This is a genomic window from Pontixanthobacter luteolus, assembly GCF_009828095.1.
GTDB classification, from domain to species: Bacteria; Pseudomonadota; Alphaproteobacteria; order Sphingomonadales; family Sphingomonadaceae; genus Pontixanthobacter; species Pontixanthobacter luteolus.
In genome coordinates this window covers 912,241-938,098 of sequence record NZ_WTYP01000001.1, presented here as the reverse complement: position 1 = coordinate 938,098, position 25,858 = coordinate 912,241, and the positions used below count along the sequence as shown (strand labels likewise).

Sequence of the window (25,858 nt, the reverse complement as noted above, 5' to 3'; positions counted from 1 at the left end):
GTGAAACCGGTTTGCTCAAGACTGCGGAATCTGTCGCTTTTCCACAGCGATTCCGTAGCGTCAGGCCGTAGATTCCGTCCCGGGAAAATTTACTAAAAGATCATATGCTTGGGCATCGGAAGCACCCGCAACGCGCACGCCATTGCGAAGCCAGAATGCGTGCTTCACAATCTCTGCCTGCTGCTCGATCCCGTACTTTTGAAGCGGCCAGCCTGGTTTCAGGCTGTAATCATACCGTGCCCACGGCATCCGGTTGAACACCAGCCACCATGTACCCTTGGCCTGCGCCTGCCATACATGGACCATTTCATGGATAAACAATCCCTGGCGCATAACGCTCTGCTGAGAGAAATCGTCGCAATAGGCATTGCCTGAAGGGTGAAAATGAATGTGTCCGCGCGGCGCCATGGTGACGCGGCGGGGCTGAAACGGAAACCATTTCTTCCGCCGGATCTTCACCTTCGAATAATCGATTTCGGTTCCGAAAATCGATTTTGCCAGCGCAACCTCGCCCCCGGTCAGCGGCCTTTCACCGCCAACCGGGCAAAACGAAACTGTGCTGTAATCTTCCCCTGAGCTCAGCGCTCATCCCCGGCTGCGCGGATTTCAACTGGGAAGCTGTATTTGTCGCCGCCAGATACAATCAGGGTAACTTCGGTCGTGCCGCCCGGTTTCAATTCGGGGGAGACATTCATCGCCATGATATGTTTGCCGCCCGGTTCAAACGTCAGTTCGGTTCCCTTGGTCAGCGGCACTGGAAGCATTTCCATCATTTGCACTTTGAAGTCGTATTCACCGTATTCATGCATCACCGCACTTTCCGCTCCTTCAACCGCAGCACGGCTTAGCGAGAGTGCGCGGTCGCCATCATATTTCAGGTCGAAATATACAGCTGCCGGATTGCCTTCGACCGGTGCCAAGAGCATCCGGCCATTGGTTGCCGACATGCCCGGAACGCCATCAGGTGCCTCGACCACTTCATCTGTCGCGTTGTCGCAGGCAGCAAGGCCGATTGTTGCAATTGCCAGCGCGGCACCCGCCATAAACCTTTTCATCACGCGTATTTCTCCCTCGTTGGTAGGAAGCGGAAACTAGCCGCCTCCATCCCTTGTGCCAACCAAAACCGCACCTATATCTCGTTCATAATCGAGCTGCCGGGTGGTTCCGCCGATAATGGGGGGCCGACAGCGCAGCGTCCAACATTAAGCATCAAGTGGGGAAACCATGGCTAAAGTAATCGGTATCGACCTCGGCACCACCAATTCCTGTGTCGCTGTTATGGACGGCGGCAAACCTAAAGTCGTAGAAAATTCTGAAGGCGCCCGCACCACGCCGTCGATCGTTGCCTTCACCAAGGACAACGAACGCCTGATCGGTCAGCCGGCCAAGCGTCAGGCAGTGACCAACCCTGACAACACACTGTTTGCGATCAAGCGCCTGATCGGCCGCCGTTTCGATGATCCGATGACCAAGAAGGACATTGATCTCGTCCCGTACAACATCGTCAAAGGCAAGAATGGCGATGCGTGGGTCAAGGCAGGCGGCGAAGATTACAGCCCCTCGCAAGTTTCCGCTTTCATCCTGCAAAAGATGAAAGAAACCGCTGAAAGCTATCTTGGCGAAACCGTCACGCAGGCGGTTATCACTGTTCCTGCATACTTTAACGACGCCCAGCGTCAGGCAACCAAGGATGCCGGCCAGATCGCAGGCCTTGAAGTTCTGCGTATCATTAACGAGCCGACTGCTGCGGCGCTTGCCTACGGCATGGACAAGGACGAAGGTAAGACCATCGCTGTTTATGACCTTGGCGGCGGTACGTTTGACGTTTCGGTCCTCGAAATCGGCGACGGCGTGTTCGAAGTGAAGTCCACCAATGGTGACACGTTCCTTGGCGGTGAAGACTTCGATAACGCGATTGTCGAATGGCTCGCAGCCCAGTTCAAAAAGAAAGAGGGCATGGACCTCAAGACGGACAAGCTTGCGCTTCAACGTCTCAAGGAAGCCGCTGAGAAAGCCAAGATCGAGCTTTCCAGCGCGCAAACCACCGAAGTGAACCTGCCGTTCATCACCGCCCGTATGGAAGGCGGCGCGACAACGCCGCTCCATCTGGTTGAAAACATCAGCCGTTCCGACCTCGAAAAAATGGTTGGCGATCTGATCAAGCGCACGCTGGAACCTTGCAAGAAAGCTCTGGCAGACGCCGGCGTGGACAAGGGCGGCATCGACGAAGTCATTCTCGTTGGCGGGATGACCCGTATGCCCAAGGTGCGCGAAGTGGTGAAGGACTTCTTCGGCAAGGAACCGCATACTGGCGTGAATCCTGACGAAGTGGTTGCCATGGGCGCCGCCATTCAGGCGGGCGTGCTCCAGGGCGACGTGAAGGATGTTCTGCTGCTCGACGTGACCCCGCTGTCGCTGGGTATCGAAACGCTGGGCGGTGTATTCACCCGCATGATCGACCGCAACACCACGATCCCGACCAAGAAATCGCAGACCTATTCGACCGCTGAAGACAATCAGCAGGCCGTGACGATCCGCGTGTTCCAGGGTGAGCGTGAAATGGCCGCAGACAACAAGATGCTTGGCCAGTTCGATCTGGTTGGCATCCCGCCTGCGCCGCGCGGCGTTCCGCAAGTCGAAGTTACCTTCGATATCGACGCGAACGGCATCGTGAACGTGTCTGCCAAAGACAAGGGCACGGGCAAGGAGCAGCAGATCCGTATTCAGGCCTCGGGCGGTCTTTCGGATGCCGATATCGACCAGATGGTCCAGGATGCCGAAAAGTTCGCAGATGAAGACAAGAAGCGCCGCGAACAGGCCGAGACCCGCAATCAGGCAGACAGCCTTGTGCACTCGACAGAGAAGCAGCTTGAAGAGCATGGAGACAAGATCAGCGCTGATCTGAAGTCCGACGTCGAAGCCGCTTTGGCCGAAACGAAGACGGCACTGGAAGGTGACGATCTCGATGCGATCAATGCCAAGGTTCAGACCTTGACTGAAGTTGCCATGAAGATGGGCCAGGAAATCTACCAGCAGGAACAGGCCAACGCCGCACCTGAAGGTGATGCCGGCGCCAGCGAAAGCGCTGCGGAAAGCGACGAAGAAGTCGTCGATGCAGAGTTTTCTGAAGTGAACGAAGACGAAAACAAGGGCTAATGCCCTGATGGAAAATCTGGCCGCCACCGATGCAGACCGCGTCGGTGGCGGTTAGGTTTGGGATGGAATGATGTCTTCAACCGAAATCGACTTTTACGAACTGCTCGAGGTCTCTCGCGACGCCGATGATGGGACCATCAAGTCGGCTTACCGCAAGCTGGCAATGAAATGGCACCCTGATCGCAATCCGGGTGATCCCGATGCCGAGGCAAGGTTCAAGGCCGTTGGCGCGGCCTATGACTGTTTGAAGGATCCGCAAAAGCGGGCGGCGTATGACCGGTTCGGCCATGCGGCTTTTGAACAGGGTATGGGCGGCGGCCAAAGTCAGCAGGGTGATTTTGGCGACATCGGCGATATTTTCGAAACGATTTTCGGCAGCGCATTCGGCGGTGGCGGCGGAAGGCCTCAACCGCGCCGCGGGGCTGATTTGCGCTATGATATGCAGATCGGCCTTGAAGAGGCATTTCATGGTCAGCAGACCCAGATTGAGATCGAAGTCTCGACAGGCTGCGAACCCTGTGGCGGATCCGGCGCTGAACCGGGCACCGGCACCCGCGGTTGCAACATGTGCAACGGGTACGGGAAGGTCCGAGCGAAGCAGGGCTTCTTCGTGGTCGAAAGGCCGTGCCCGACCTGTAACGGCCGCGGCGAAGTAATAGAGAAACCGTGTTCCGCCTGCCGGGGAGAAGGACGTGTGGATCAGGCCCAGACGCTGGATGTCGAGATTCCACCAGGCGTCGATACCGGAACTCGCATCCGCCTATCGGGCAAGGGCGAGGCCGGTCCGAATGGTGCACCTTCGGGTGACCTCTACATATTCATCCACATCAAGGAACACCCGGTGTTCGAGCGTGAAGGCACGACCTTGCTCACCCGCGTTCCAATCAGCTTCTCGAAAGCTGCGCTTGGCGGATCGGTGGAAATTCCGGATCTTGGCGGTGACAGCAATGTGATCGATATTCCCGCTGGCATCCAGTCTGGCAAACAGCTGCGCGTTCGCGGCGGCGGTATGCCGGTGCTGCAAGGCCGGGGCAGGGGCGATCTGGTCGTGGAGATCGCGGTCGAAACACCAACCAAACTGTCCAAGGCTCAGCGTGAAATCCTCGAGCAGTTTCGTGAGACCGAGACCGGCGATGAATGCCCGGAAAGTCGCGGCTTTTTCGAAAAGCTTAAAGACGTTTTCTCAGTCTAAGCGACGGACGACGGCGCTCTGCCGGATTCGGCAAGCCCACTTGTCCGGCGATCCGTTTGCAGAGTTCGCTACTGCCTGATCGAACAAGCCAGCGAATATCGCTAGCCTTCGAGGCAGTCTGACGCTGCGCACTTGGCAAGGCCGGGCAACTCGTCCAACGATTGCAACCGAAGGCCATCACTGCGGAAATTCAAGCCATGCTCCCATCGCTCATGATTATCGACGACTTCCTGGTCGATCCATGGGCTGCGCGGCGTGAGGCGTTGGGTCTCGGCTATGACCCCGCCGAACAGAAGGGCAATTTCCCGGGCATGAATTCAAGCCGGTCGGTCGATACCGCCGGTATTGATGCCAGCGTTTCGCGTCAGCTAGGTATCAAGCTGAAAGGTGCGGCGGGCACCGATCACGGACACTGCCGCCTGACCAGCAAGGCGGACAAGGGACGCAGTGGCGTCCACATCGATCCGGCGGCCTATTCGGGCATCCTGTTCCTCTCCCGCCCGGAAGACTGCTCTGCACCCAGTGCCGGGGGAACCGATTTCTTCCGCCACAAGCGCACCGGGCTGGAGAAAGTACCGCACGATCCTGCGCAAATTGCTGCGGCGGGATACGGTGATATCAACGCTTTTGTCGAAGACGTAGTGAACAAGGACACTACCTCTCCCGCAAAATGGGAAAGGACGATGCGGATACCCATCCGGTTCAATCGCCTGATCCTCTTTTCGCCGTGGCAATTTCACACAGCCGCTCCGGGATTTGGGAAATCGCCTGAAGATTCCCGCTTGGTGATGCTGCTTTTCTTCGACCGGGCCTGAAGGGGCTGCGGAACCGAACAGAAGCGGCCCGCGTTCCCCAAGATGAAACCAGAGGACTGACCATGAAAAAACTGACTTTGACCGCCAGCTGCATTCTCGCGGCTATCGCAGCACCGGTGAGCGCACAACGAGATTGGTCGCAGGTCGAGATCAAGGCGCAGGAAGTCGCCCCGGGTATCGCGGTGCTGTTTGGGGCCGGCGGAAATATCGGTGTCAGCCACGGCGATGATGGCACAATCCTGATCGACGATCAGTACGCCCCGCTAACCGGCAAGATAGAACAAGCGGTAGCCGAGTTGGGGGCGGGACCGGTGGATTTCCTGATAAACACCCACTGGCACGGTGACCACACAGGCGGGAATGAAAACCTCGGCAATGCTGGCGCGACAATATTCGCCCACGATAACGTGCGAGTGCGCCTGGCAGAAGGCCGGCCCGGTGGTGAACGCCCCGTTGAACCTGCGGCTAAGGGGGCTCTGCCCGTCGTCACTTACGGCCAGGGTATTACCATGCATCTGAACGGCGATACGGTGGACGTCATATTTCTTGGCGGCGGCCACACCGACGGGGACAGTGTCGTTCATTGGCGCGAAGACAACGTGATCCATATGGGTGATCTCTATTTCAAGATCCCCGGCTATCCGTACATCGACATCGATTCTGGCGGTAATGTCATCAACGCGATGAATTCGCTCGATCAGGTGATCCGAATGGTCGACGATGAAACGAAGATCATTCCGGGCCACGGTCCGATGTCGAACAAGGCAGAACTGGTCGCCTACCGCGCCATGATCGGACAAGCGGTGAATTTGGTAACAACTCTGAAGGATGCTGGGAATTCGATGGATGAAACGGTTGCTGCCGATCCACTCGCCGATTTCAACCGGGGGGAAGGGTTCATCGACAAGGATAGCTTCGTCAAAGCAATCTACCGCAGTCTCGGCCGCTAAACCTTACCAAGCTTGGCAAGCACCTCACTCCTGATTGTTTTCAAGAGGTTCGGATCGGTCGTGAGCCGGTCCTGCTCCTCATCGAGGATAGTCAGGAACGCCTTGCGTTTGAAACGCAGGCAATCGGGGTCCGGAACCGGTGCCTCGGCGGTTGAACAGATCAGGTCGATCATCCTCTCGGCCCCGTGCAGCCTGCCCCAAAGGTAGTCGTTTTCCCTGTAAGCGCGGCTGAAAAATGCGCCGAAGTTGTAAAACTCCGTGCCGCGAAGCGTAGCCTTCGTGCCCCCTTCACGGATCGATCGCGCGTCATCGGGTGATATCCTGTCGACCTTGACCGGATCAAACTCGGTCAGCCCTTCGTGCCGCATGAGAGGCAAGGTAGCGATGTCGTAATATGGAAAGCCCAGATAAGTCAGCAGCATCCGGCGGCGGAGTTCCTTCGGCATTTCCTCAAGCGATTCTGCCAGCATTACCTCTGCTTGCCGGTCGATCTCCGGCAACAACCGGCGCTGTTCCAAATGATCCAGCACTGCCGCAGGATCCTGCATCACATTCGCTGCTAGCGCTTTGAACTCGCTGCCAAGCGTCTCGTTTGTTTCCTGTTCGAAATACAGCGCCAGAATCTTGTAGATCGTGTCTCGCGCACTCTCAAGCGAAGGGTCGGGAATGGTCGGATCAGCCTCCCAATCACGTGCGAGGCGCCGGGCAAGCAGCCTCAGCCGCCGCACTCTGAAGCCCAGATCGTGAGCGCGGAAAAACGCAATTGCCTCTGCACTCGCACCGCCCGATGGTGAGGTGAGCTTTTCCAGGCCTCTGCGCTGCAATTCGGCATGAAACACCAGCGCGATCGGATCGGCGTCCGGAAATCCCAGCTCGGGGGCGGCATGGTGTGTCAGATGGGCGAGCTTTTCCACGATGCCTGCGAATTTGGCCTGCCCGTATGAAATGAAGGCAAAACCGGCCTTTTCAGCCGCCACCTGCTGCGCCTTGTTGCGCCAGGCTGAAAGGCGCTTTGGTGTTGGCCGGTCGAAAAACAGCGTCCGGCCAAACAGCTTCTCCACCGCGCCTTCGATCTCCGGGCGAAGAGACATGATCATGCGGCGCAGATGCTCTGCCTCGCGAGATTGCTGTTCAATCACCTCGAGATTGTCCCGGATCGGTTGTTCGCGCGGAATCGTGGAGATTGAACCGAAGATCGCGGTAAAGAACCCGACCGGTTTATCGGCATCCAGCTGCAGGGAACTGAACCGATCAGGCCGCGGGTCGATATACACAAAGCGCCGGTCGACTTCGCGCTGGGCAGGGCGGCCCTGCAACGCATCGACTGCCGCGCCAAACGGCTTGTTGACGAGCACCGATCCATCGATCAGCGAAACACCTTCGACATCACCTTGCTGGATATGAACCGGCATAATGCGGGCGCAAAATTCATCGCGGCCAGGCCACGCCAACGCATTATGCGCGGCAAGTGCGTCTATCTCCGATAGTTGCAACGGAGGGAACGCACCGGGGAAGCTGGCGGTGGCGCGGGCGGCAAAGGTCAGTTCGTGCAAATCGGCAATGCTTTTTCCGGGAACGCGCGGCGTATCGACCGAAAAGCTGATTGGCATTCTGTGCTCACTTTCCTCCACAACAGGAGGGCTGTTGAGCCTTAGCAATTCCAGATGCCCGCGAAAATCGGTCGCAGTGACAAACAGGTCGATCGGGTGGCCCGGAGGCAGCAGCGGTTCGCCAACTTCCGATTGTTTCATGGAGTTAAGCGCCGAGTAGAGCAGCTTGGAAAACCCGAGACCTGAAAAAGGCGGTTCGAACCACCTTCCGCGGACGAAGGCAGAAACCTTGCGCCGCACTTCGCGGCGAGTTTCAGGCGCAACGCTTTCGGAAACGGCGTTACCTGGCCGCTTCAGGAGCCATGACGCCACCGGTTGAGCCCAGAATTTGGCAAATCTCCACATCGGGCGTGCGTCAGGATCAACCAGACGATCGACATCGGCCCTATCCAGCCAAAGGTCTGTGAGCGGTTCCAGCGATTGGCCGGAATGAATTGCCTGCGCCAGAAAAACGGCGTTGATCCCGCCTGCGCTGGCCCCGGTCAGAATGTCGGGAAGGACACGGATTTTGAGGCCTTGATTGGCTTCGATCTGTTCCAGCAAATCACGGTAAACACCCTGAACGCCTTCGGATCGCGGGGCGCGTGCGTGATATGCCTGACTGGCCTTCGCCAGCTTCCAGACCTCTTTCGTCACGCCGTGCATGTAAACCGCAAGGCTCACTCCGCCATAACAGACCAAAGCGATTCTGAGTTCCTTGTGCCGCATCACGCGACTGTTAACTGCATTCGCGGCAAAGGCAATTGCGTTCCGTTTATGTTCCAGCTATCGGCGAGATATGGCGAAACCGAAAAAACGATACATCTGTCAGGCTTGTGGATCAGTTTCTCACCGCTGGCAGGGGCAGTGCCCCGATTGCGCCGAATGGAACACTCTGAGAGAGGATGTGCCGGCCACCGTTTTCTCGCAAAAGCATGATCTTTCCAGCGGCGGCAGGGCGGTTGAATTTGTCCAGCTGGACGCTCCGGGCGAAAAACTGGAAAGGCGCAAGACTGGGCTGGCGGAATTTGATCGGGCGCTGGGCGGCGGTCTTGTGCCCGGGTCCGCAATTCTCATGGGCGGCGATCCCGGAATCGGTAAATCGACCTTGCTGCTTCAGGCTGCCGCCAGAATCGCGAAAGACAATTGCTCGACCGTTTATGTCAGCGGGGAGGAAGCTGCCGGGCAGGTCAGGATGCGGGCATCGCGGCTTGGCCTTGCCGATGCGCCGATCAAGCTGGCCGCTGCGACATCAGTACGCGATATCCTGACCACTCTGAATTCTATGGAACCGCCGACATTGCTGGTGATCGACTCGATCCAGACAATGCACTCAGACACCATCGAAGGGGCGCCTGGCACCGTCAGTCAGGTGCGCGGCTGTGCGTTCGAGCTGATCCGCTATGCCAAGGAAAATGGTGTCGCTCTGGTCCTGGTCGGTCACGTTACCAAGGACGGCACGATCGCCGGTCCGCGCGTGCTTGAGCATATGGTCGATGTGGTGATGAGCTTCGAAGGCGAACGTAGCCACCAATACCGTATCCTGCGTGCATTGAAGAACCGCTTCGGTGCGGTCGACGAGATCGGCGTGTTCGCAATGGAGGGGAAGGGCCTTCAGGAAGTGTCGAACCCCTCGATGTTGTTCTTGTCTGGCCGCGAAACGCCGCTGGCGGGCAGTGCTGTGTTTCCCGCACTGGAGGGGACACGGCCCGTTCTGATCGAAGTGCAGGCCCTGATTGTCCGCCTGCAAAGCGGGGCGACACCGCGCCGTGCCGTGGTCGGTTGGGACAATGGGCGGCTGGCAATGCTGCTGGCGGTGCTGGAATCTCGCTGCGGCCTGAATTTCAGTTCGGCAGAGGTGTATCTGAACGTTGCGGGCGGATACCGCCTGTCCGATCCTGCCGCCGATCTCGCGGTGGCCGCCGCGCTTGTTTCCGCGCTCGCTGACAAGCCGCTGCCTACGCATAGCATCTGGTTCGGCGAGGTTTCGCTCGCCGGGGAAATACGCCCGGTTGCCCATGCGGGGCTGCGATTGAAAGAGGCGGCAAAGCTTGGATTTACGTCGGGATGTGGGCCACAGGATGTGGCGAATTCATCGCAGCTTAAGTACCGCGGCATAAGACAACTCGCCAATCTCGTTGACCAAGTGATGGCTTCTGCATAATCCTCTGACCCGTAATGAACAGCTTTGATCTCATCGTGCTCATCATCGTGGGCGTCGCCGCTATTGGCGGTTTTCTGCGCGGACTGGTGCAGGAGGTGCTCTCTCTTGCGGCCTGGATGCTCGCGATTTTCGCAATCCATTACCTGCATACGCCTCTGTATGACGCGCTGAAGGAGTATATCGCGCCCGGGACACCGACTGCGGTTCTCGCCTTCGCCCTGCTGTTGCTGATCCCTTATGCCGCGATGAAGCTGATTGCTGGCCGGGTTGGGGAGGCATCGCGCTCATCCATCCTTGGACCGATCGACCGTGTGCTCGGCTTCGGATTCGGGGCGATAAAGGGCGCTCTGATCGTCGTTATTGCGTTCTCGCTGCTGGTTCTTGGATATGACACCGCCTGGGGCGTGGCCGGACGGCCGGCATGGATTGTCAGCGCCAGAACCTATCCGGTGGTCAACGCCAGCGCTGATACCCTCGTTCAGATGATCGAGAGCCGCCGCGCACGGCTGCGCAGCGAGCAATCCGAAAGTTGATGGATTCAGCCACGGGTTCTGCGCCCGCAGCCGGAAAGCTGTACTCCCGCGAAATCCTTTCTCTCGCGACCGAGCTGGCAAATTATCCGTACATTGATGACGCCGCCGCAAAAGCCAGCGCGCGGTCACGCAGCTGCGGCAGCACGCTCGATATCGCACTTAGAACAAACGCATCTGGTGAGATTGCCGCTGTCGGAATGGCCGTAACTGCGTGCGCGGTGGGTCAAGCGGCGGCGGCAATATTCGCTCTCGGAGCCGAGGGAAAAGCCGCTGGAGATTTAGATGCTGCAGACGCCGCATTGCGAGCATGGCTGACTCGATCAGGCGAGATGCCTGACTGGCCGGGAATTGCGTTTCTTACGGCTGCACAGGAGTTTCCCGGCAGGCACGATGCAATCCGTTTGCCGTGGAGAGCCGCCCGTCTGGCGCTTTCCAACCCAACCCACGCGGGCTAGAGCCGCCTCATAAGAATTTCGGGGAGGATCAGGACGCCATGACCGGTACGTCTGCAACAGTAGAGCGCGAACCATCGCAGAAGGAAATCAAGCTCGTCATCGGGGCTTCGTCCGCAGGGACGATCTTCGAATGGTATGATTTCTTCATCTACGGCACGCTGTTCTACATCATCGGCCCGACCTTTTTCCCGAGTGGTAACGAAACGCTCGAAATTCTTTTGGTCTGGGCGACATTCGCAATCGGCTTCGGTTTCAGGCCGGTTGGCGCAATTTTGTTCGGTTACCTTGGCGACAAACTGGGCCGCAAATATACCTTTCTTGTCACGGTGACGCTGATGGGTATCGCGACCGCGGGCGTCGGCTTGATCCCTAGCGCTGCGAGCATCGGGATAGCGGCACCCATAATCGTTATCTTGCTGCGCGTGCTGCAGGGCCTCGCTCTGGGCGGCGAATATGGCGGCGCCGCAATCTACGTCGCCGAACACGCCGACGCAGACAAGCGCGGGTACTTCACCAGCTTCATCCAGGCGAGTGTTGCGGGCGGATTCGTTCTCAGTATCGCAGTTGTAATCGCGTGCCGGGTGCTAATCCCCGAACAGGCATTCCTCGATTGGGGCTGGCGCGTACCGTTCCTGCTGTCGATTGTGCTTCTCGGTATTTCACTGTGGATGCGGCTCAAACTGAATGAGAGCCCTGTCTTCAAAGCGATGAAAGAAGCTGGAGAAACTGCAGGCAATCCGTTTGTCGAAAGCTTTACCTATCCGGGAAACAAGAAGCGCATTTTCGTGGCACTGTTCGGCGTTACCGGGGTTCTGACCACGATCTGGTACACAGCTTTCTTCTCGGGCCTTTCATTCCTACGCGGACCGATGCGGGTTGAGGACAGCCTTGTCGAAATCATCCTGCTGATTGCCGGCATAGTGTCGATGGCGTTTTACGTTGTGGTGGGCAAATGGTCCGACAGGGTGGGGCGGAAGAAGCCTATCATCATTGGGGCCTTGCTGACCCTCGTCACACTGTTTCCCATTTTCTGGGCGATGGGCAATTTGGCAAATCCTGGCCTCGCAGAATCGGCAAAGGCCCGTCCAGTCGTAGTTAGCGGCACCCAGTGCGTGACCGACCCGTTTGCCGATCTGTTCGACCGGACGCAGACCTCATGCGGTCAGGTTCTGGAAACTCTGACTGCAAGCGGCGTATCCTACACAATCGAGGAATCCGATACTCTTGGGGTGACGGTTGGCGGCACACCTGTCGTTTTTGGCGACGATTGGCTTACTGACGGCGCGAGCCGACGCGATGGGCTTCAGGACGCGCTTTCGAATGAAGGTTTCGACTTTTCCAAGCAGACCCCGCCGTTCACCAGCATACTGGGCATTATCGGGCTTCTTCTGGTGCTCGGCCTGCTTTCGGCGTTGACCTACGGCTCTGTTGCGGCGCTTCTGTCGGAAATGTTTCCTCCGAAGATCCGGTACAGTTCAATGTCGATACCCTATCATATTGGCGCTGGATATCTGGGCGGGTTCCTGCCCTTGATTGCCGGATTTATCGTGGCGCGTACAGGCGATGTATACGCGGGACTTTGGTATACGTGGGCCGTTGTCGCCTTCGGTGTTGTGGTAGCATGGTGGGGCCTGCCGAGCGGCCCGCCGCGCGACTTCGACGACAATGGCTGACCTGCCGCCATCATCTCTACGGCTGCTGCTTGACGAGGGGGCGATTGCAGCGAACTGGCGCACGCTGTCCGGGTTGTCGGGCGGCGCCGTTGCCGGTGCTGCTGTTAAGGCAAACGCCTACGGTCTGGGTGTGGAATTCGCCGTGCCAGCACTGCGAGAAGCTGGCTGTGCCGATTTTTATGTCGCGCACTGGGGTGAAGCAGCAAAGGTAGCTCCACTCGTCAAGCCAACTGAATTGTCGGTTCTTCACGGCCCGCTGACGGATGAACACGTAGCGTTCGCGATCGCCACCGGGGTGCGCCCGGTGATCAACAGCCTGCCGCAGGCGAAGCGCTGGCTGGACGGCGGGGGCGGTATCTGTGACTTGATGATCGATACCGGCATCAACAGGCTGGGCGTGGCAATGGCCGATATCGCTGAGCCGGTTCTGCAAGAACTCCAGATCGAAACGCTGATGTCGCACCTCTCATCGGCGGATGAGGACAGCGCGGCCAATGCAGCCCAGCTGGGCCTGTTCCGGCAAGCCTCAGCCAAATTTTCGCCGCGCAGACGCAGTCTGGCGAACAGTGCAGGGATCGCGTTGGGGGCAGATTATGCTTTCGATATTACTCGCCCCGGTCTTTCGTTGTATGGCGGGGTGCCGAGGCCCGAACTGGCCGAAGCGATCCAGCAAGTTGCCTTCCCGCAGGCAGCAATTATGCAATTGCGCAAACTGGCTGCCGGGGACCGGGTCGGATATAACGGCGAATACACAGCCAGGCGCGATATGCTGGCGGGCATAGTATCGCTGGGTTACGCCGACGGTTTCCTGCGAAGCTGGGGCGCACGGGGAGCGCTGTCTTCCAATGGCCGAATGCTCCCGCTGCTGGGCAAAGTCTCGATGGATATGGTGGTCGTCGATCTTGGCGCGGCGCCGGATCTGAAAGAGGGCGATTGGCTGGATGTGCCATATCACCTACCAGATGCGGCACGCACGAGCGGGCTTTCACAATATGAATTACTCACGACGCTTGGGAAACGTTACGACCGCCAATCAAAACCGGCATAGCAATGTTGCACTGCACATGCTGCGGCTGCTAATGCAGCATGCATTGCAACATACGGGAATTGTCCATGGCCAAGCGCGAAGCGCAAAATGGTGACAAGGTTACCATCAAGAAATACGCCAACCGCCGTCTCTACAACACCGCATCGTCCAGCTACATCACGCTTGATGATCTTGCGAAGATGACACGGGAGAACATCGAATTCGAAGTTGTCGACGCCAAGAGCGGCGATGATATCACGCACTCGATCCTGACACAGATCATCATGGACGAGGAATCGAGCGGGAAGCAGATGCTTCCAGTAAGCTTTCTGCGCGATCTCATCGCAATGTATGGCAATTCGATGCAGTCGATGATGCCGCAGTATCTCGAAGCCAGCATGAAGAATTTTCGCGATAATCAGGCAAAGATTCAAGAAGCTTTTCGGGGAGGTCTGGGCAGCAACCCGCTCGCTAAAATTCATGAAACCAACATGGCTGTGATGCGCGCAGTGGGCGAAGCAATTCTGCCCGGCGCAAAAGGCGAAACCAAACCGGGCGCTGATGCAGGTGCAGCCGGCGAAAATGCAGAGATCGACGATCTGCGCCAGCAGATGGCGGCCATGCAAAAGAAACTGGATGAGCTGAGCAAGTAAGCTCACCATTCGCAGCATTTTTACAAGTCAGGAATATTCGAACTGTGTCCAACATCCGCCACGCTTTGACCGTGAAGCGCTCCGACGACTTCGCGCAATGGTATCAGGAAGTCATTTCCGCTGCAGATATGGCCGAGGAATCGGGCGTTCGCGGCTGCATGGTAATAAAGCCGTGGGGTTACGGTATCTGGGAGCGAATCCAGCGCCTGCTCGACCAGCGGATCAAGGATACCGGTCACGACAACTGCTATTTCCCGATTTTCATTCCGCTCTCCAATTTCGAGCGTGAGGCAGAGCACGTTGATGGTTTCGCCAAGGAAATGGCCGTTGTCACGCATCACCGTCTGATCGCCGATGGTTCAGGCAAACTTATTCCCGACCCAGAGGCTAAGCTGGAAGAGCCTCTGGTCGTGCGCCCGACTTCCGAAACGATCATCGGCGACGCAATGGCGCGCTGGATCCAGAGCTGGCGCGATCTGCCACTGCTTACCAACCAGTGGGCCAATGTCGTTCGCTGGGAAATGCGGACCCGTATGTTCCTGCGGACAAGCGAGTTCCTGTGGCAGGAAGGTCATACCGCCCATGCCGACGAAGCTGAAGCGAAAGAACACACGCTGCGGATGCTCGAAGTTTACCGCGCATGCGCTGAAGAAGACCTCGCCTTGCCGGTTATCGCTGGCGAAAAGCCGGAGAACGAACGTTTCCCCGGTGCCGTCGAGACCTGGTCGATCGAAGCCATGATGCAGGATGGCAAGGCGTTGCAGGCAGGCACTTCGCACTATCTGGGTACGAACTTCTCCGAAGCGGCCGGCATCCGGTATCAGGACAAAGAAGGCGGCCAGCAGCTTTGCCACACCACGAGTTGGGGTGTTTCAACCCGTATGATTGGCGGGGTAATCATGACCCATGGCGATGATGACGGACTGCGCGTCCCGCCAACTATCGCGCCATGGCAGGTGGTGATTCTGCCGATGCTGCGTGACAAGCCCGAGGACGAGGCGCTTCTCGCTTATTGCGAAGAGCTCCGCGCGGCATTGGCTCAAAAGACGGCATTTGGCGAACGCTTGCGCGTGCTGCTTGACAAAAAGCCGGGCAAGGCTGCGGCAAAGCGCTGGGACTGGGTGCGCAAAGGTGCCCCTGTGATCATCGAGGTTGGCGGCCGCGACATGGAGGGCGGTGTCGTCAGTATGCTGCGCCGTGATGCGCTATGGGCGGACAGCGGAAAGCCTGATTTCCACTCGCCTGAAAAGATGGCGGCCGCCGAACAGATTCCCTCGCTGCTCGAAGAAATCCAGGCGTCACTGTTTAACGAGGCGCAGGAACGGCGTGACCGCAATATCGAGCGCGGTATCACGACCATGGAACAGCTCTCCGAATTCTATGCGGAAGACAAAGCTCAGCCTGGCTGGGCCGAAGTTCAATGGTCCAAACCGACCGGGGATGACTTGGAAGCCGTGGTCGAGCAACTGAAGGCGCTGAAGCTCACAATTCGCAATGTTCCGATGAATGGCGAGCCAGTTGACGGCACATGCATATTCACTGGACAGCCCGCTATCGAGCGGATTTATGTTGCAAAAGCGTATTAAGCCGAAAGGATCGATCTGATGGCGGGTGCAATTGGTTATAGCCTCAAGAATCTGACGAACTTTAACGGGCGAGACGGACGGAAGCGGTTTCTGAGCTATTTCCTTTTCGTGGTGATCCTGAACCTGGTTCTTTATCTCGCCGCGAGTATCCCTACGATCATGGCGGCGATGGATGCCGGGATCGAAGCGGCCAAGACAGGTGACAACAGCACGGCTGAAACCGCGATCATGAACCACATGATAGATTTTGCGGGCACGCTGGTATGGATCAGTCTCGGGATCGCGCTGCTCAATACCGTCCTGCTGTCAGCAGCTTTCGTGAGGCGGGCGCATGACACCGGGCTACCCGGCCTCTTGCTTGCAATACCGCTTGGTCTGCAATTGGTGTGGATGTTCTTTGCATACCGACAGCTGGACGGTTTGGAGGCGACCATGCGTGCGGCCGTCGATGCCCAGATGGCCGGCCAATCACCTGAGGTCCAGACGGGTATGATCGCACAAGACCTGATCGGTTGGCTGGTGGTCATCATCGTGCTGGTGATCGGCTTCCTGAAAACCCAGCGCAGCGAAAACCAGTACGGCGAACCAAACCTGGAGGGCTGAGGCAGCAGCGACAGGGTTGCCATTCGGTGTGCTTGTGTGGATGTAGGCAGGATGCGTTACATTCCATTGCTCGCCGCCGCTGCGGCCTTCGCCACTCCCGCCGCCGCTGATCATCACCTCGCTGATGAAATTGCAGATGATGCCGGTGAGGGTGTTTCCCAGGAACGTCTGAAATCGGACGTATATTCGTTGGTCGGTTTCGGGACGCGGCATACCCTTTCTGAACAAGATAACCCGGAACGCGGTATCGGCGCCGCGCGTAAGTGGGGCGAAGGCGAATTTCGCAAGGCAAGCGAGGCGTGCGGCGGCTGCCTTGAGATCGTATTACCTGAGCGAATGGTCCAAGGCCGCCGGATTCCCGAACCAACGAGGCTGGTCAATGTGGTCGCGATCCAGCGCGGGACCGAACGCCCGAACGAAGTCGTGATCGTACAAGGTCATATTGACAGCCGGGCAACGGACGCTTTCGATTTCACCAGCGATGCACCGGGTGCAAATGACGACGCATCGGGCACCGCCGTCGCGATCGAGGCGGCCCGTGTCCTGTCGCAGCGCCAGTATCCCACGACGATCGTCTATGCCTTGCTCTCGGGCGAAGAACAGGGGCTCTATGGCGGCCAGTTGATGGCAGATTACGCAGAAGAACAGGGCTGGACTGTAAAGGCCGTGCTGAACAACGACATCGTTGGCGGAAGCTGCGGTTCGGACGGATACTGCGATGCCGATCACATCCGTGTGTTCTCGGAGGGTCCGCGCGCCGATCTGACCGATACAATCCGTGCCGCGCAGCGCCGCAATGGCGGTGAAAACGACAGCCCCAGCAGGAACCTCTCCCGCTGGCTCGATGGCCTGGCAGAAGACAACGCAAACGGCCTTGATGTGCGGCAAATCTGGCGGACCGACCGCATGGGCCGCGGCGGCGATCAGATTCCATTTCTGGAAAAAGGGTATCCGGCCATCCGTTTTTCAGTCGCTGTGGAAGATTACGAACATCAGCATCAGGACCTTCGTGTGGAAGACGGCATAACCTACGGCGATACGCCCGATGAGATGGATTTCGCCTATCTTGCAAAGGCGGCGCAGTTGAATGTGCGCGCCTTGGACAAATTGGCCATGGCCCCGATGCCGCCGGCTCCGGTCGCTCAGGCCGCAGTGCGCACATTTACGGAAATCGAGTGGGAACCCGTGGAAGGGGCCTTCAGCTATACCATCTGGCAGCGCCGCCCCGATGAACCGTATTGGCGTGAGGAACCCGTGATCGAAAACGCGGTAGCGACGAGCGCCAGACTGGAAGGCGTGCGCGGCGATGACTGGATATTCGGCGTCAGCTCGTCAACCGCAGGCGGTCATAGCAGCCCTATCGCAAGCGCAGTGCCAGCGGGTTCCTATGCTCCAATTCCTCAGGAAGAGGGTGACACCGAGTAAGCGCAGGTCCATAGGCCGCCTATGGCCAAACCCGCTCACAAGACACAGCACGGACTCCCCACCAGAGAGCAGATTCTCGAATTCATCCAGACTTCCGACAGGGTGGTTGGAAAGCGTGAAATCGGCAAAGCCTTCGGGTTGAAGGGGCAGGAAAAGATCGCCCTCAAGAAGCTCCTGAAGGATATGGCGGAAGAAGGGCTGATTGACGGCAAGCGTACCGCATATCACCGTATGGGCGGCGTTCCGAAAGTCACCGTTCTGCGTGTGATGGAAGTCGAAGATGGGGAGGCCTTTGCGATACCCGACAATTGGGAGGCCGAAGAAGGGGCCACCCCGCCGCGTGTTCGCATTGTCGAAGACAAGAAGGGCAAAAATCGCCACGCCGCACTGCGGATTGGCGACCGGATCCTGGCGCGCACCGAAGAGGCAGGAAACGGGTGGCGTGCCCATATGATGAAGAAACTCCCCGCCAAGACCGATGGGTTGATGGGCGTCGTCGAATTAGACGGTTCAGGCAAGGGGTGGCTCTCCCCTGTCGATAAACGGGTGCGGAATTCATCCCCGATTGCCGATCTCGGCGGTGCAGAGGAAGGCCAGCTGGTACTAGCCGAGCCGGCTGGAAAATCCCCGCGCGCCGGGGTGAAGGTTGTCGAGATTCTGGGCGATCCGCTCGCACCCAAAAGCTTCAGCCTGATTGCCATATCGAAGCACGGCATTCCGAATGTCTTTCCTGAAGAAACCCTGACAGAAGCAGAGCTGGCAGCGAAGCTCCCGCTCGACCGGGACAAGCGCGAGGATTTGCGCGATCTGCCGATCGTCGCCATCGACCCCTCCGACGCACGCGATCATGACGATGCCATCTGGGCGGAACCCGATGGCAAAGGCGGCTACAACGCCCTGATCGCCATCGCGGATGTGAGCTATTACGTCAGGCCGGGCGGCGCTCTGGACAGGGAAGCGCGCAAACGCGGCAATTCCGTCTATTTCCCCGACCGCGTTGTGCCGATGCTGCCCGAGATTCTCAGCGCCGATGTCTGCTCGTTGCGGCAAGGCGAAGACCGTGCCGCAATGGCGTGCCACATCCATGTTTCTGAAACGGGCAAGGTCAGCTCATTCCGCTTCACCCGCGCTATCGTTCGAATAGCCGAAGTCGTTGCCTATGAAGAAGCCCAGCGCAGGATCGACGAAGACGAGGCTTCCGAGAACCTCCGGAACCTGTGGGGATGCTGGAAGCTGCTGGCCGATGCCCGCTCGGCGCGCGATCCACTGGAACTGGAACTCCCCGAACGGCGTGTGGTCCTCAACGATCAGGGTAAGATTGAAGAAATCGCCGTTCGTGAACGTCTGGACGCGCACCGCGTAGTCGAAGATTTCATGATCGCTGCCAACGTCGCGGCGGCCAAGTCGCTTGAAAGCAAGACCGCACCGGTCGTTTACCGCGTTCATGAACCCCCAAGCCGGGAGAAGCTGGTCGCACTGCGCGAATATCTTGAAACCTTTGGCAAGAAGCTGGCGCTTGGGCAGGTTATCACACCCGGCTTGTTCAATCGCATGCTCAAGGATGTGACGGACGAATCCGAAAAAGCGCAGGTGATGGAAGCCGTGCTGCGAACCCAGACTCAGGCCTATTACGGCCCGGCAAATGCCGGCCATTTCGGATTGTCGCTTGGATCGTATGCGCATTTCACATCGCCGATCCGGCGGTATGCCGATCTTCTGGTGCACCGCGCACTGGTCGATGCATTCAAGCTTGAGCAGCCCAAACCCCAAGGAAAACTGCCGCCAACATCGGGACTGGCCGACAAAGACCGCGAGGATCTGGGCAAGATCAGCGATGCGATCAGCCAGACAGAACGCAGGGCGATGGAGGCTGAACGCGATACCATTGATCGTTACGTGGCCGCATGGCTTTCAGGCCGCGTCGGCGAAACATTCGACACGCGCATCACCGGGGTGCAATCGTTCGGGTTCTTCGCAACGATCGAAGGGCTTGGCGGCGATGGTCTTGTGCCTGTGTCGACGCTCGGTTCGGATTACTTCCGGTATGACGAAACGTCCCAATCTCTGACGGGCGAACGGTCGGGCACAAGCTATTCAACCGGAGACAGGCTGAAACTGAAACTTGGGGAGGCGAACCCCCTGACCGGAGCGCTGAAATTCGTTCCGCTCGACTCTGACGGCAACCCGATCGAGGCACGAGGAACGCGCCCTGATTATCGGTCGAAAGGAAAACCCGGCGGTAAGGGGAAACAGAACTTCAAACAGGGACAACGCGGGCGTCCCAAAAACATCCGCCATCAGGGCAAGGGCCGCAAGAAATAGCCAGCCTCGGCTTGCTCTATTGCTGGCTCAGCAGCGCGAAAATCAGGCGGCCAGCTTGTCGATCTGTTCGTTGGTAAAGGTGCCGGGCACGATATAGAGCGGGCAGGGCAGGCTACCCGAATGGTTCGCAAAGTGGGAAATCAGGGGGCCGGGAGAACCCTCTGCCGCTGCGCCAAGGACCAGTGCGGCCACTTCGGGATGTTCTTCCAGATATTCGCGGATTACCGCCTGACCATCGCCAATCTTGACTGAAATGGTCGGCATTTTGCCGCTTTCGGAAAACAGGTTGCCCGCCGCGCTGCTGGCGATGACCTCGGTTCGGTCGCGCGCCTCCTGTTCGATGGTGGCCTGAACGGAACCGAATGCATTGAAGTTCTGCTTTGGCACCAGTGCCAGAATATGCACAGAATCTCCGCTGGCCATGGCTCGCCTTGACGCGAAACGCAGTGCTTTGCGTGCCTCGTCCGTATCGTCCATAATCACCAGATAAACCCGCATCATCGCTCCCTTGTCGGTTCGTCCCTGTCCGATGCGGTATCCGATGAAAACGTATTCGGCGCAAGAACCTTGCCCGAAAGCGCCAAATTGGCCAGAGAAGACAGGCAGGCCAAAACAGGAAAATCCGGACTTTATGCCCACAGAAATCAAGATGCCCGCCCTCTCACCCACCATGGAGGAGGGAACGCTCGCAAAATGGCTCGTCAAGGAAGGCGATACCGTAGGCGCAGGCGATATCATGGCGGAGATCGAAACCGACAAGGCAACGATGGAATTCGAGGCCGTCGATGAAGGTACGATCGTCAGCATCAAGGTCCAGGAAGGGACCGAAAACGTTCAGGTTGGCACGGTGATCGCGATTCTCGCCGAAGAAGGCGAGAGCGCCGAAGACGCCAAGGCTGCGGCCGATGCCGCGCCGAAGAAAGACTCCGAGAAACCGGCGGAAAAAGCCGAGGAAATAACGGCTCCAGAACCTTCTCCTTCCGCTGACAGCAAGCCCGCGCAATCCGCGCCTCCTGCCGAAAAGAAGCAGGGTGGTGATAGGGTCATCGCATCACCGCTAGCCAAGAGGATCGCCGAACAACGCGGGCTGGACCTCAACTCTATTCCGGGCAGCGGACCCAATGGCCGGATTGTCAAAGCCGATGTCGAGAATGCTCAGCCTTCCCAGGCTGCTGCTGGTTCCGTCGCAGCAGCGCCATCGCCGGCTGCGAAGGCCGATGCAGCCGAGCTGCCAGACTTCGGCATTCCGTTCGAGGACGAGAAGCTGAACAATGTGCGCAAGGTCATTGCGCGCCGCCTGACAGAGGCGAAGCAGAGCATCCCTCACATCTATCTCACGGTCGACATTCAACTCGACGCGCTACTCAAATTGCGCAGCGAACTGAATGCCGCGCTTGAGGCTGAAGGGATCAAATTGTCGGTGAACGACTTGCTGATCAAAGCGCAGGCAAAGGCGCTGATGCGGGTCCCCAAATGCAATGTGAGCTTTGGCGGCGATGTGCTGCGCACATATTCCCGCGCCGATATTTCCGTTGCCGTTGCCGCCCCTTCGGGGCTGATCACACCGATCATCACTGATGCCGGAAGCAAGTCCATTTCATCAATCTCGGTCGAGATGAAGGAACTCGCGGAAAAGGCACGAGAGGGCAAATTGCAGCCTCACGAATATCAGGGCGGCACGGCGAGCCTGTCCAATCTCGGCATGTTCGGGATCAAGCAGTTCGACGCAGTGATCAATCCCCCGCAGGCTATGATTCTGGCGGTTGGTGCAGGCGAGAAGCGTCCTCATGTTGTGGACGGCGCGCTGGCCGTCGCGACAGTGATGAGCGCAACCGGCAGTTTTGACCACCGCGCAATTGACGGGGCCGATGGCGCCAGGTTCATGCAGGCGTTCAAGAATCTGGTTGAAAAACCGCTCGGGCTGGTGGCCTGATCAATGAGTGGGACCGCGTTGCTTGCCATTGCTGCATCGCTTTCAGTTATGGTTCCCGGCGGGGCCCAGGCTGATCGGAACGCTGACGAGGGCCGCGCACCATTTATCGGGCTGGAGGGGCCGGCAACCGACGCGTGTCCCGGTATCGGCAGAATTGCCCTGTTCGAAGCGAAGAAGGGTGATTTCATGCGCGTCTATACCGACGCCAACGAAGTAGCCCCGGTGAAGGACAAGCTGCCGCTTTCTACGTTGGTCTGGCTGTGCGAGGCCGATGAAGGCTGGCAGGGCATCGTGTACCCAATGCCCGATAATCAGGATCTGGGTGATTGCCGCGTCAGTGCCGCTTTGCCGACACCTGAACCGTATAACGGACCGTGCCAGTATGGCTGGGTCGAAGCGAAATATATCGAACTCGTCGCCGGATAATTCTGCGCAGTTCACAACGGAGTATCTATGGCTTCCTCTTACGACGTAATCGTTCTTGGCTCCGGCCCCGGTGGGTATGTTGCCGCGATCCGCTGCGCACAGCTCGGCCTCAAGACCGCGATTGTGGAACGCGAAAATCTCGGGGGCATCTGCCTGAACTGGGGCTGCATCCCGACCAAGGCGCTGCTGCGATCGGCAGAGATTTTCCACTATATGCAGAACGCCAAGGATTACGGCCTGAAAGCGCAAGGGATCGAGGCTGATCTGGAAGCTGTCGTGAAACGCAGCCGGGGTGTCGCAAAACAGCTCAATCAGGGCGTTACGCACCTGATGAAGAAGAACAAGATCACCGTCCACATGGGCGAGGGCACTTTGACCGGCGCGAAATCGTTGACGGTCAAAGGCGACAAGGGCGAGGAAAAGCTCACCGCGAAACACATCATCGTGGCGACCGGTGCACGTGCCCGCGACCTGCCGTTTGCGCCCGCCGATGGCGAACGGGTGTGGACCTACCGCACAGCGATGACCCCACCTGAGATGCCGAAGAAACTGCTGGTCATTGGCAGCGGCGCGATCGGAATTGAGTTCGCCAGTTTTTACAATGACATGGGCAGCGACGTTACCGTCGTGGAAATGCTCGACCGGGTTGTTCCGGTGGAAGACGCCGAAGTTTCCGCCTTCCTCGAAAAATCGCTGACCAAGCAGGGCATGACGATCATGACCGGTGCCGGGGTGGAAGACATCAAGGTCGGCAAGACTGGTGTGAAAGCCAAGATCAAGGCCAAGGACGGCAAGGTTACCGAAACCGAGTTTACTCACGCGATTGTCGCCATCGGGATTGTCCCGAACACCGAAAATATCGGGATCGACAAGCTGGCCGATATGGATCGGGGTTTCATCCAGATCGACCCGTATGGCCGCACGAAATCGAAAGGGCTTTGGGCAATCGGCGATTGCACCCCCGGCCCATGGCTGGCGCACAAGGCAAGTCACGAAGGCGTTACCGCGGCGGAGGCAATTGCGCAGGAACTCGGCAACAAGGATGTCCACCCGCACGCTCTCGACCGGAACAACATTCCGGGATGCACCTATTGCCACCCGCAAATTGCGAGCGTTGGCATGACAGAGGCCAAGGCCAAGGAAGCTGGCTATTCCGTCAAGGTCGGAAACTTCCCGTTCATCGGGAATGGCAAGGCCATCGCGCTTGGCGAAGCTGAAGGCTTTATCAAAACGGTGTTTGACGCAAAAACCGGCGAATTGCTGGGCGCCCACATGATCGGCGCGGAAGTGACCGAACTAATCCAGGGCTATACCGTGGGCAAACAGCTCGAAACGACGGAAGCAGAGTTGATGCAGACCGTATTCCCACACCCGACATTGAGCGAAATGATGCACGAAAGCGTTTTGGCCGCCTACGGTAAAGCGCTCCACATTTGACCAGCACCCTATCGGTGCTGGCCAATTCAAACGCGCGGGACTAGTCAGCAGCGATGACTGATTTCCTCGTCATTGCGTTCACAATTCTGGTTGCCGGTGTGATCGCAGTGCCGATTGCGTCACGCCTCGGTCTGGGCAGCGTACTGGGGTATCTGCTGGCAGGCATGGCCATCAGCCCGCTTCTGATCGCCATGAACGTCAATATCGAGCAGCTACAGGTGTTCGCCGAATTCGGCGTGGTCATGATGCTGTTCCTTGTGGGGCTGGAACTGGAACCCAAGAAGCTTTGGGCAATGCGCGGGCGCTTGCTCGGCTTGGGTGGAGGGCAGGTGCTCCTTACTCTGCTCGCCCTGGCCGCCATTGCAATGTTCGATGGTCAACCGTGGCAAACCGCACTTGGGATCGGCATGGTTTTGTCGCTTTCCTCAACCGCGATCATCATCCAGACCTTGTCGGAAAAAGGCCTTTTAAAAAGCGAAGGTGGGGAAGCCAGCTTCTCCGTTCTCCTGTTTCAGGACGTTGCGGTAATTCCGTTCCTTGCGATCATTCCGTTACTCGCAGTACCGGAACTCGCAGCGGCGACATCGCAGATTGCTGGCCACGGTGACGGCGCACACGGCGCCGGCTGGACGGTGACGCAGAACATGCCCGCATGGCTCGCCGGGATCGTGACCTTGGCCGCCGTTGCAGCAGTGGCGGTTATCGGAAACTACCTGACCCGTCCGATCTTCCGTTTCATCGCCAGCGCCCAGCTGCGCGAATTGTTCACTGCGGCAGGACTGGTCTTCGTGATCGGTATAGCCTTGATGATGACGTTTGTCGGCCTGTCCCCGGCGCTCGGAACATTCCTTGCCGGGGTGGTGCTGGCAAACAGCGAATACCGGCATGAACTGGAATCAGATGTCGCACCGTTCAAAGGTCTCTTGCTCGGGCTTTTCTTCGTCACCGTGGGTGCAGGAATAGATTTCGGCCTGGCTGCTGAAAAGTATGACGAGGTCCTGTTCTGGGCAGCAATCGTGATCGCGGTAAAGGTGCTGGTGCTTCTAGGTATTGCCAGCATTGCCGGCCTGCGGCGCCAATCAAGATGGCTTTTCTCGCTCAGCCTTGCGCAGGCCGGTGAATTCGCATTTGTCCTGATCGCTTTCGCGGTCGCGAATTTCGTGTTTGATAGCGAGCTGGCCGATCTGCTGCTGCTGGTCGTTGCGCTCACCATGCTAGTCACACCGCTGCTGTTTATCATTTATGACAAATTCATCGCACCCGCTTTTTCAAAAGGCGGAGAGCGAGAGGCAGACTTCATCGATGAAGACAACTCAGTCATCATAGCCGGGCGTGGGCGCGTGGGCGGCATCGTTGACCGAATGCTGCAATCCGCAGGGTTTGCAACCACCGTGATCGATTACGATTCGAGCCATCTCGAAGCCGTTCGGAAGCTGGGATACCGGACCTATTTCGGCGATGCGACCCGGCCTGATCTATTGCACGCAGCGGGTATCGAGAACGCAAAGCTGCTGGTGGTCGCGCTGGACGAGCGCGAACAGATCGACAAACTGGTGAAATATGCGGTCAAGAATTTCCCCCATCTGCATATCACGGCGCGGGCGGTGGACCGCGGCCATGTTTACGAACTCTGGTCCTATGGGTGCCGGGACATCATCCGTGAAACCTACGATGCCTCGCTCCGCATGGGACGTTCGGCTTTCGAGGCGCTTGGAATGGACCGGCAGCAAGCGGTCGCCATGACCGAGGCATTCGAAGAAATGGATCGTAGCTCGATGCAGGAAGTTGCTGAGCTATACGATGCAGATATTCCTTGGTCAGAAAACGAGCCGATGCTTGAAATGATGAAGGGCTTCAAAGCCAAGTGGGACCCTATCCTGCGCGAACAGATGGACGAAATTATCAAGAGAGGCCGCTGA

General features: G+C 58.1%; 22 protein-coding genes. 18 read left to right on the top strand and 4 right to left on the bottom strand.

Translation table 11 applies throughout. The features are described 5' to 3' along the window. Window positions 1-60: 60 nt before the first annotated feature. Window positions 61-408 (bottom strand): vgr related protein, encoded by a 348-nt coding sequence (locus GRI43_RS04445; RefSeq protein ID WP_338090006.1) that lies wholly within the window; start codon window positions 406-408, stop codon window positions 61-63. 170 nt (window positions 409-578) lie between these two features. After that, the gene (locus GRI43_RS04440) at window positions 579-1,055 is read right to left on the bottom strand and encodes a copper chaperone PCu(A)C (protein ID WP_160730635.1); all 477 of its coding nucleotides are present in this window, start codon (window positions 1,053-1,055) and stop codon (window positions 579-581) included. A gap of 169 nt (window positions 1,056-1,224) precedes the next feature. On the opposite strand from GRI43_RS04440, the gene dnaK reads away from it, so the two are divergent. The 4 genes from dnaK to GRI43_RS04420 all read left to right on the top strand — a co-directional run bounded on the left by dnaK (window position 1,225) and on the right by GRI43_RS04420 (window position 6,113). Next, entirely contained in the window at window positions 1,225-3,156 is a 1,932-nt protein-coding gene (gene dnaK, locus GRI43_RS04435; protein WP_160729854.1) for a molecular chaperone DnaK, read from the top strand. Between the two features lie 70 nt (window positions 3,157-3,226). Next, window positions 3,227-4,348: a molecular chaperone DnaJ gene (gene dnaJ, locus GRI43_RS04430; RefSeq protein ID WP_160730634.1), complete on the top strand. Its 1,122-nt coding sequence runs from the start codon at window positions 3,227-3,229 to the stop codon at window positions 4,346-4,348. Between the two features lie 197 nt (window positions 4,349-4,545). Continuing rightward, window positions 4,546-5,163 (top strand): DUF6445 family protein, encoded by a 618-nt coding sequence (locus GRI43_RS04425; protein WP_160729853.1) that lies wholly within the window; start codon window positions 4,546-4,548, stop codon window positions 5,161-5,163. Window positions 5,164-5,225: 62 nt separating this feature from the next. Then, complete coding sequence (locus GRI43_RS04420) at window positions 5,226-6,113, top strand: MBL fold metallo-hydrolase (RefSeq protein ID WP_160729852.1); 888 nt, start codon at window positions 5,226-5,228, stop codon at window positions 6,111-6,113. Here the strand turns inward: GRI43_RS04420 and GRI43_RS04415 are convergent. Then, the gene (locus tag GRI43_RS04415) at window positions 6,110-8,431 is read right to left on the bottom strand and encodes a patatin-like protein (RefSeq protein WP_160729851.1); all 2,322 of its coding nucleotides are present in this window, start codon (window positions 8,429-8,431) and stop codon (window positions 6,110-6,112) included. The genes GRI43_RS04420 and GRI43_RS04415 overlap by 4 nt on opposite strands. Window positions 8,432-8,501: 70 nt before the next feature. On the opposite strand from GRI43_RS04415, the gene radA reads away from it, so the two are divergent. The 10 genes from radA (at window position 8,502) to rnr (ending at window position 20,143) form a co-directional block, all read left to right on the top strand. After that, window positions 8,502-9,866 (top strand): DNA repair protein RadA, encoded by a 1,365-nt coding sequence (gene radA, locus GRI43_RS04410; RefSeq protein WP_160729850.1) that lies wholly within the window; start codon window positions 8,502-8,504, stop codon window positions 9,864-9,866. 14 nt (window positions 9,867-9,880) lie between these two features. Beyond that, the gene (locus GRI43_RS04405; RefSeq protein ID WP_160729849.1) at window positions 9,881-10,399 is read left to right on the top strand and encodes a CvpA family protein; all 519 of its coding nucleotides are present in this window, start codon (window positions 9,881-9,883) and stop codon (window positions 10,397-10,399) included. Then, window positions 10,399-10,854 carry an iron-sulfur cluster assembly scaffold protein gene (locus GRI43_RS04400; RefSeq protein ID WP_160729848.1) on the top strand — a complete coding sequence of 152 codons (456 nt, stop codon included), beginning with the start codon at window positions 10,399-10,401 and terminating at the stop codon, window positions 10,852-10,854. The genes GRI43_RS04405 and GRI43_RS04400 overlap by 1 nt, the downstream gene beginning before the upstream one ends. Before the next feature lie 38 nt (window positions 10,855-10,892). After that, window positions 10,893-12,527, top strand: coding sequence for an MFS transporter (locus GRI43_RS04395; protein WP_160729847.1), 1,635 nt, complete (start codon window positions 10,893-10,895; stop codon window positions 12,525-12,527). Further along, window positions 12,520-13,575 (top strand): alanine racemase, encoded by a 1,056-nt coding sequence (alr, locus tag GRI43_RS04390; RefSeq protein ID WP_160729846.1) that lies wholly within the window; start codon window positions 12,520-12,522, stop codon window positions 13,573-13,575. Before GRI43_RS04395 ends, alr begins: the two co-directional genes overlap by 8 nt. A 65-nt stretch (window positions 13,576-13,640) precedes the next feature. Beyond that, window positions 13,641-14,207, top strand: a complete 567-nt coding sequence (phaR, locus tag GRI43_RS04385; protein ID WP_160729845.1) for a polyhydroxyalkanoate synthesis repressor PhaR — start codon at window positions 13,641-13,643, stop codon at window positions 14,205-14,207. A gap of 44 nt (window positions 14,208-14,251) precedes the next feature. Beyond that, a complete protein-coding gene (proS, locus tag GRI43_RS04380) occupies window positions 14,252-15,793 on the top strand; it encodes a proline--tRNA ligase (RefSeq protein ID WP_160729844.1) in 1,542 nt (513 codons plus the stop codon). Between the two features lie 18 nt (window positions 15,794-15,811). Next, window positions 15,812-16,396 carry a DUF805 domain-containing protein gene (locus GRI43_RS04375; protein WP_160729843.1) on the top strand — a complete coding sequence of 195 codons (585 nt, stop codon included), beginning with the start codon at window positions 15,812-15,814 and terminating at the stop codon, window positions 16,394-16,396. A 51-nt stretch (window positions 16,397-16,447) separates the two neighbouring features. Then, entirely contained in the window at window positions 16,448-17,821 is a 1,374-nt protein-coding gene (locus GRI43_RS04370; protein ID WP_160729842.1) for a M20/M25/M40 family metallo-hydrolase, read from the top strand. A gap of 21 nt (window positions 17,822-17,842) precedes the next feature. Continuing rightward, window positions 17,843-20,143 carry a ribonuclease R gene (gene rnr / locus GRI43_RS04365; RefSeq protein WP_160729841.1) on the top strand — a complete coding sequence of 767 codons (2,301 nt, stop codon included), beginning with the start codon at window positions 17,843-17,845 and terminating at the stop codon, window positions 20,141-20,143. A gap of 42 nt (window positions 20,144-20,185) precedes the next feature. Here rnr and GRI43_RS04360 read toward each other — a convergent pair whose 3' ends face one another. Then, window positions 20,186-20,641, bottom strand: coding sequence for a universal stress protein (locus tag GRI43_RS04360; protein WP_160730633.1), 456 nt, complete (start codon window positions 20,639-20,641; stop codon window positions 20,186-20,188). Between the two features lie 133 nt (window positions 20,642-20,774). Here GRI43_RS04360 and GRI43_RS04355 point away from each other — a divergent pair, with 133 nt between their 5' ends. Genes GRI43_RS04355 through GRI43_RS04340 form a run of 4 tightly spaced genes read left to right on the top strand, consistent with a single transcriptional unit; the run spans window position 20,775 to window position 25,858 of the window. Further along, entirely contained in the window at window positions 20,775-22,076 is a 1,302-nt protein-coding gene (locus GRI43_RS04355) for a pyruvate dehydrogenase complex dihydrolipoamide acetyltransferase (RefSeq protein WP_160729840.1), read from the top strand. Window positions 22,077-22,079: 3 nt separating this feature from the next. Beyond that, window positions 22,080-22,502, top strand: a complete 423-nt coding sequence (locus GRI43_RS04350; protein WP_160729839.1) for a hypothetical protein — start codon at window positions 22,080-22,082, stop codon at window positions 22,500-22,502. A gap of 27 nt (window positions 22,503-22,529) precedes the next feature. After that, entirely contained in the window at window positions 22,530-23,939 is a 1,410-nt protein-coding gene (gene lpdA, locus GRI43_RS04345; protein ID WP_160729838.1) for a dihydrolipoyl dehydrogenase, read from the top strand. A 53-nt stretch (window positions 23,940-23,992) separates the two neighbouring features. Beyond that, window positions 23,993-25,858, top strand: coding sequence for a cation:proton antiporter domain-containing protein (locus GRI43_RS04340; protein WP_160729837.1), 1,866 nt, complete (start codon window positions 23,993-23,995; stop codon window positions 25,856-25,858).

Coding starts and splice junctions, on each gene's coding strand:
- GRI43_RS04445 (WP_338090006.1), bottom strand. CDS start 408: ATGGCGCCGCGCGGACACATTCATTTTCACCCTTCAGGCAATGCCTAT.
- GRI43_RS04440 (WP_160730635.1), bottom strand. CDS start 1,055: ATGAAAAGGTTTATGGCGGGTGCCGCGCTGGCAATTGCAACAATCGGC.
- dnaK (WP_160729854.1), top strand. CDS start 1,225: ATGGCTAAAGTAATCGGTATCGACCTCGGCACCACCAATTCCTGTGTC.
- dnaJ (WP_160730634.1), top strand. CDS start 3,227: ATGTCTTCAACCGAAATCGACTTTTACGAACTGCTCGAGGTCTCTCGC.
- GRI43_RS04425 (WP_160729853.1), top strand. CDS start 4,546: ATGCTCCCATCGCTCATGATTATCGACGACTTCCTGGTCGATCCATGG.
- GRI43_RS04420 (WP_160729852.1), top strand. CDS start 5,226: ATGAAAAAACTGACTTTGACCGCCAGCTGCATTCTCGCGGCTATCGCA.
- GRI43_RS04415 (WP_160729851.1), bottom strand. CDS start 8,431: ATGCGGCACAAGGAACTCAGAATCGCTTTGGTCTGTTATGGCGGAGTG.
- radA (WP_160729850.1), top strand. CDS start 8,502: ATGGCGAAACCGAAAAAACGATACATCTGTCAGGCTTGTGGATCAGTT.
- GRI43_RS04405 (WP_160729849.1), top strand. CDS start 9,881: ATGAACAGCTTTGATCTCATCGTGCTCATCATCGTGGGCGTCGCCGCT.
- GRI43_RS04400 (WP_160729848.1), top strand. CDS start 10,399: ATGGATTCAGCCACGGGTTCTGCGCCCGCAGCCGGAAAGCTGTACTCC.
- GRI43_RS04395 (WP_160729847.1), top strand. CDS start 10,893: ATGACCGGTACGTCTGCAACAGTAGAGCGCGAACCATCGCAGAAGGAA.
- alr (WP_160729846.1), top strand. CDS start 12,520: ATGGCTGACCTGCCGCCATCATCTCTACGGCTGCTGCTTGACGAGGGG.
- phaR (WP_160729845.1), top strand. CDS start 13,641: ATGGCCAAGCGCGAAGCGCAAAATGGTGACAAGGTTACCATCAAGAAA.
- GRI43_RS04375 (WP_160729843.1), top strand. CDS start 15,812: ATGGCGGGTGCAATTGGTTATAGCCTCAAGAATCTGACGAACTTTAAC.
- GRI43_RS04370 (WP_160729842.1), top strand. CDS start 16,448: ATGCGTTACATTCCATTGCTCGCCGCCGCTGCGGCCTTCGCCACTCCC.
- rnr (WP_160729841.1), top strand. CDS start 17,843: ATGGCCAAACCCGCTCACAAGACACAGCACGGACTCCCCACCAGAGAG.
- GRI43_RS04360 (WP_160730633.1), bottom strand. CDS start 20,641: ATGCGGGTTTATCTGGTGATTATGGACGATACGGACGAGGCACGCAAA.
- GRI43_RS04355 (WP_160729840.1), top strand. CDS start 20,775: ATGCCCACAGAAATCAAGATGCCCGCCCTCTCACCCACCATGGAGGAG.
- GRI43_RS04350 (WP_160729839.1), top strand. CDS start 22,080: ATGAGTGGGACCGCGTTGCTTGCCATTGCTGCATCGCTTTCAGTTATG.
- lpdA (WP_160729838.1), top strand. CDS start 22,530: ATGGCTTCCTCTTACGACGTAATCGTTCTTGGCTCCGGCCCCGGTGGG.
- GRI43_RS04340 (WP_160729837.1), top strand. CDS start 23,993: ATGACTGATTTCCTCGTCATTGCGTTCACAATTCTGGTTGCCGGTGTG.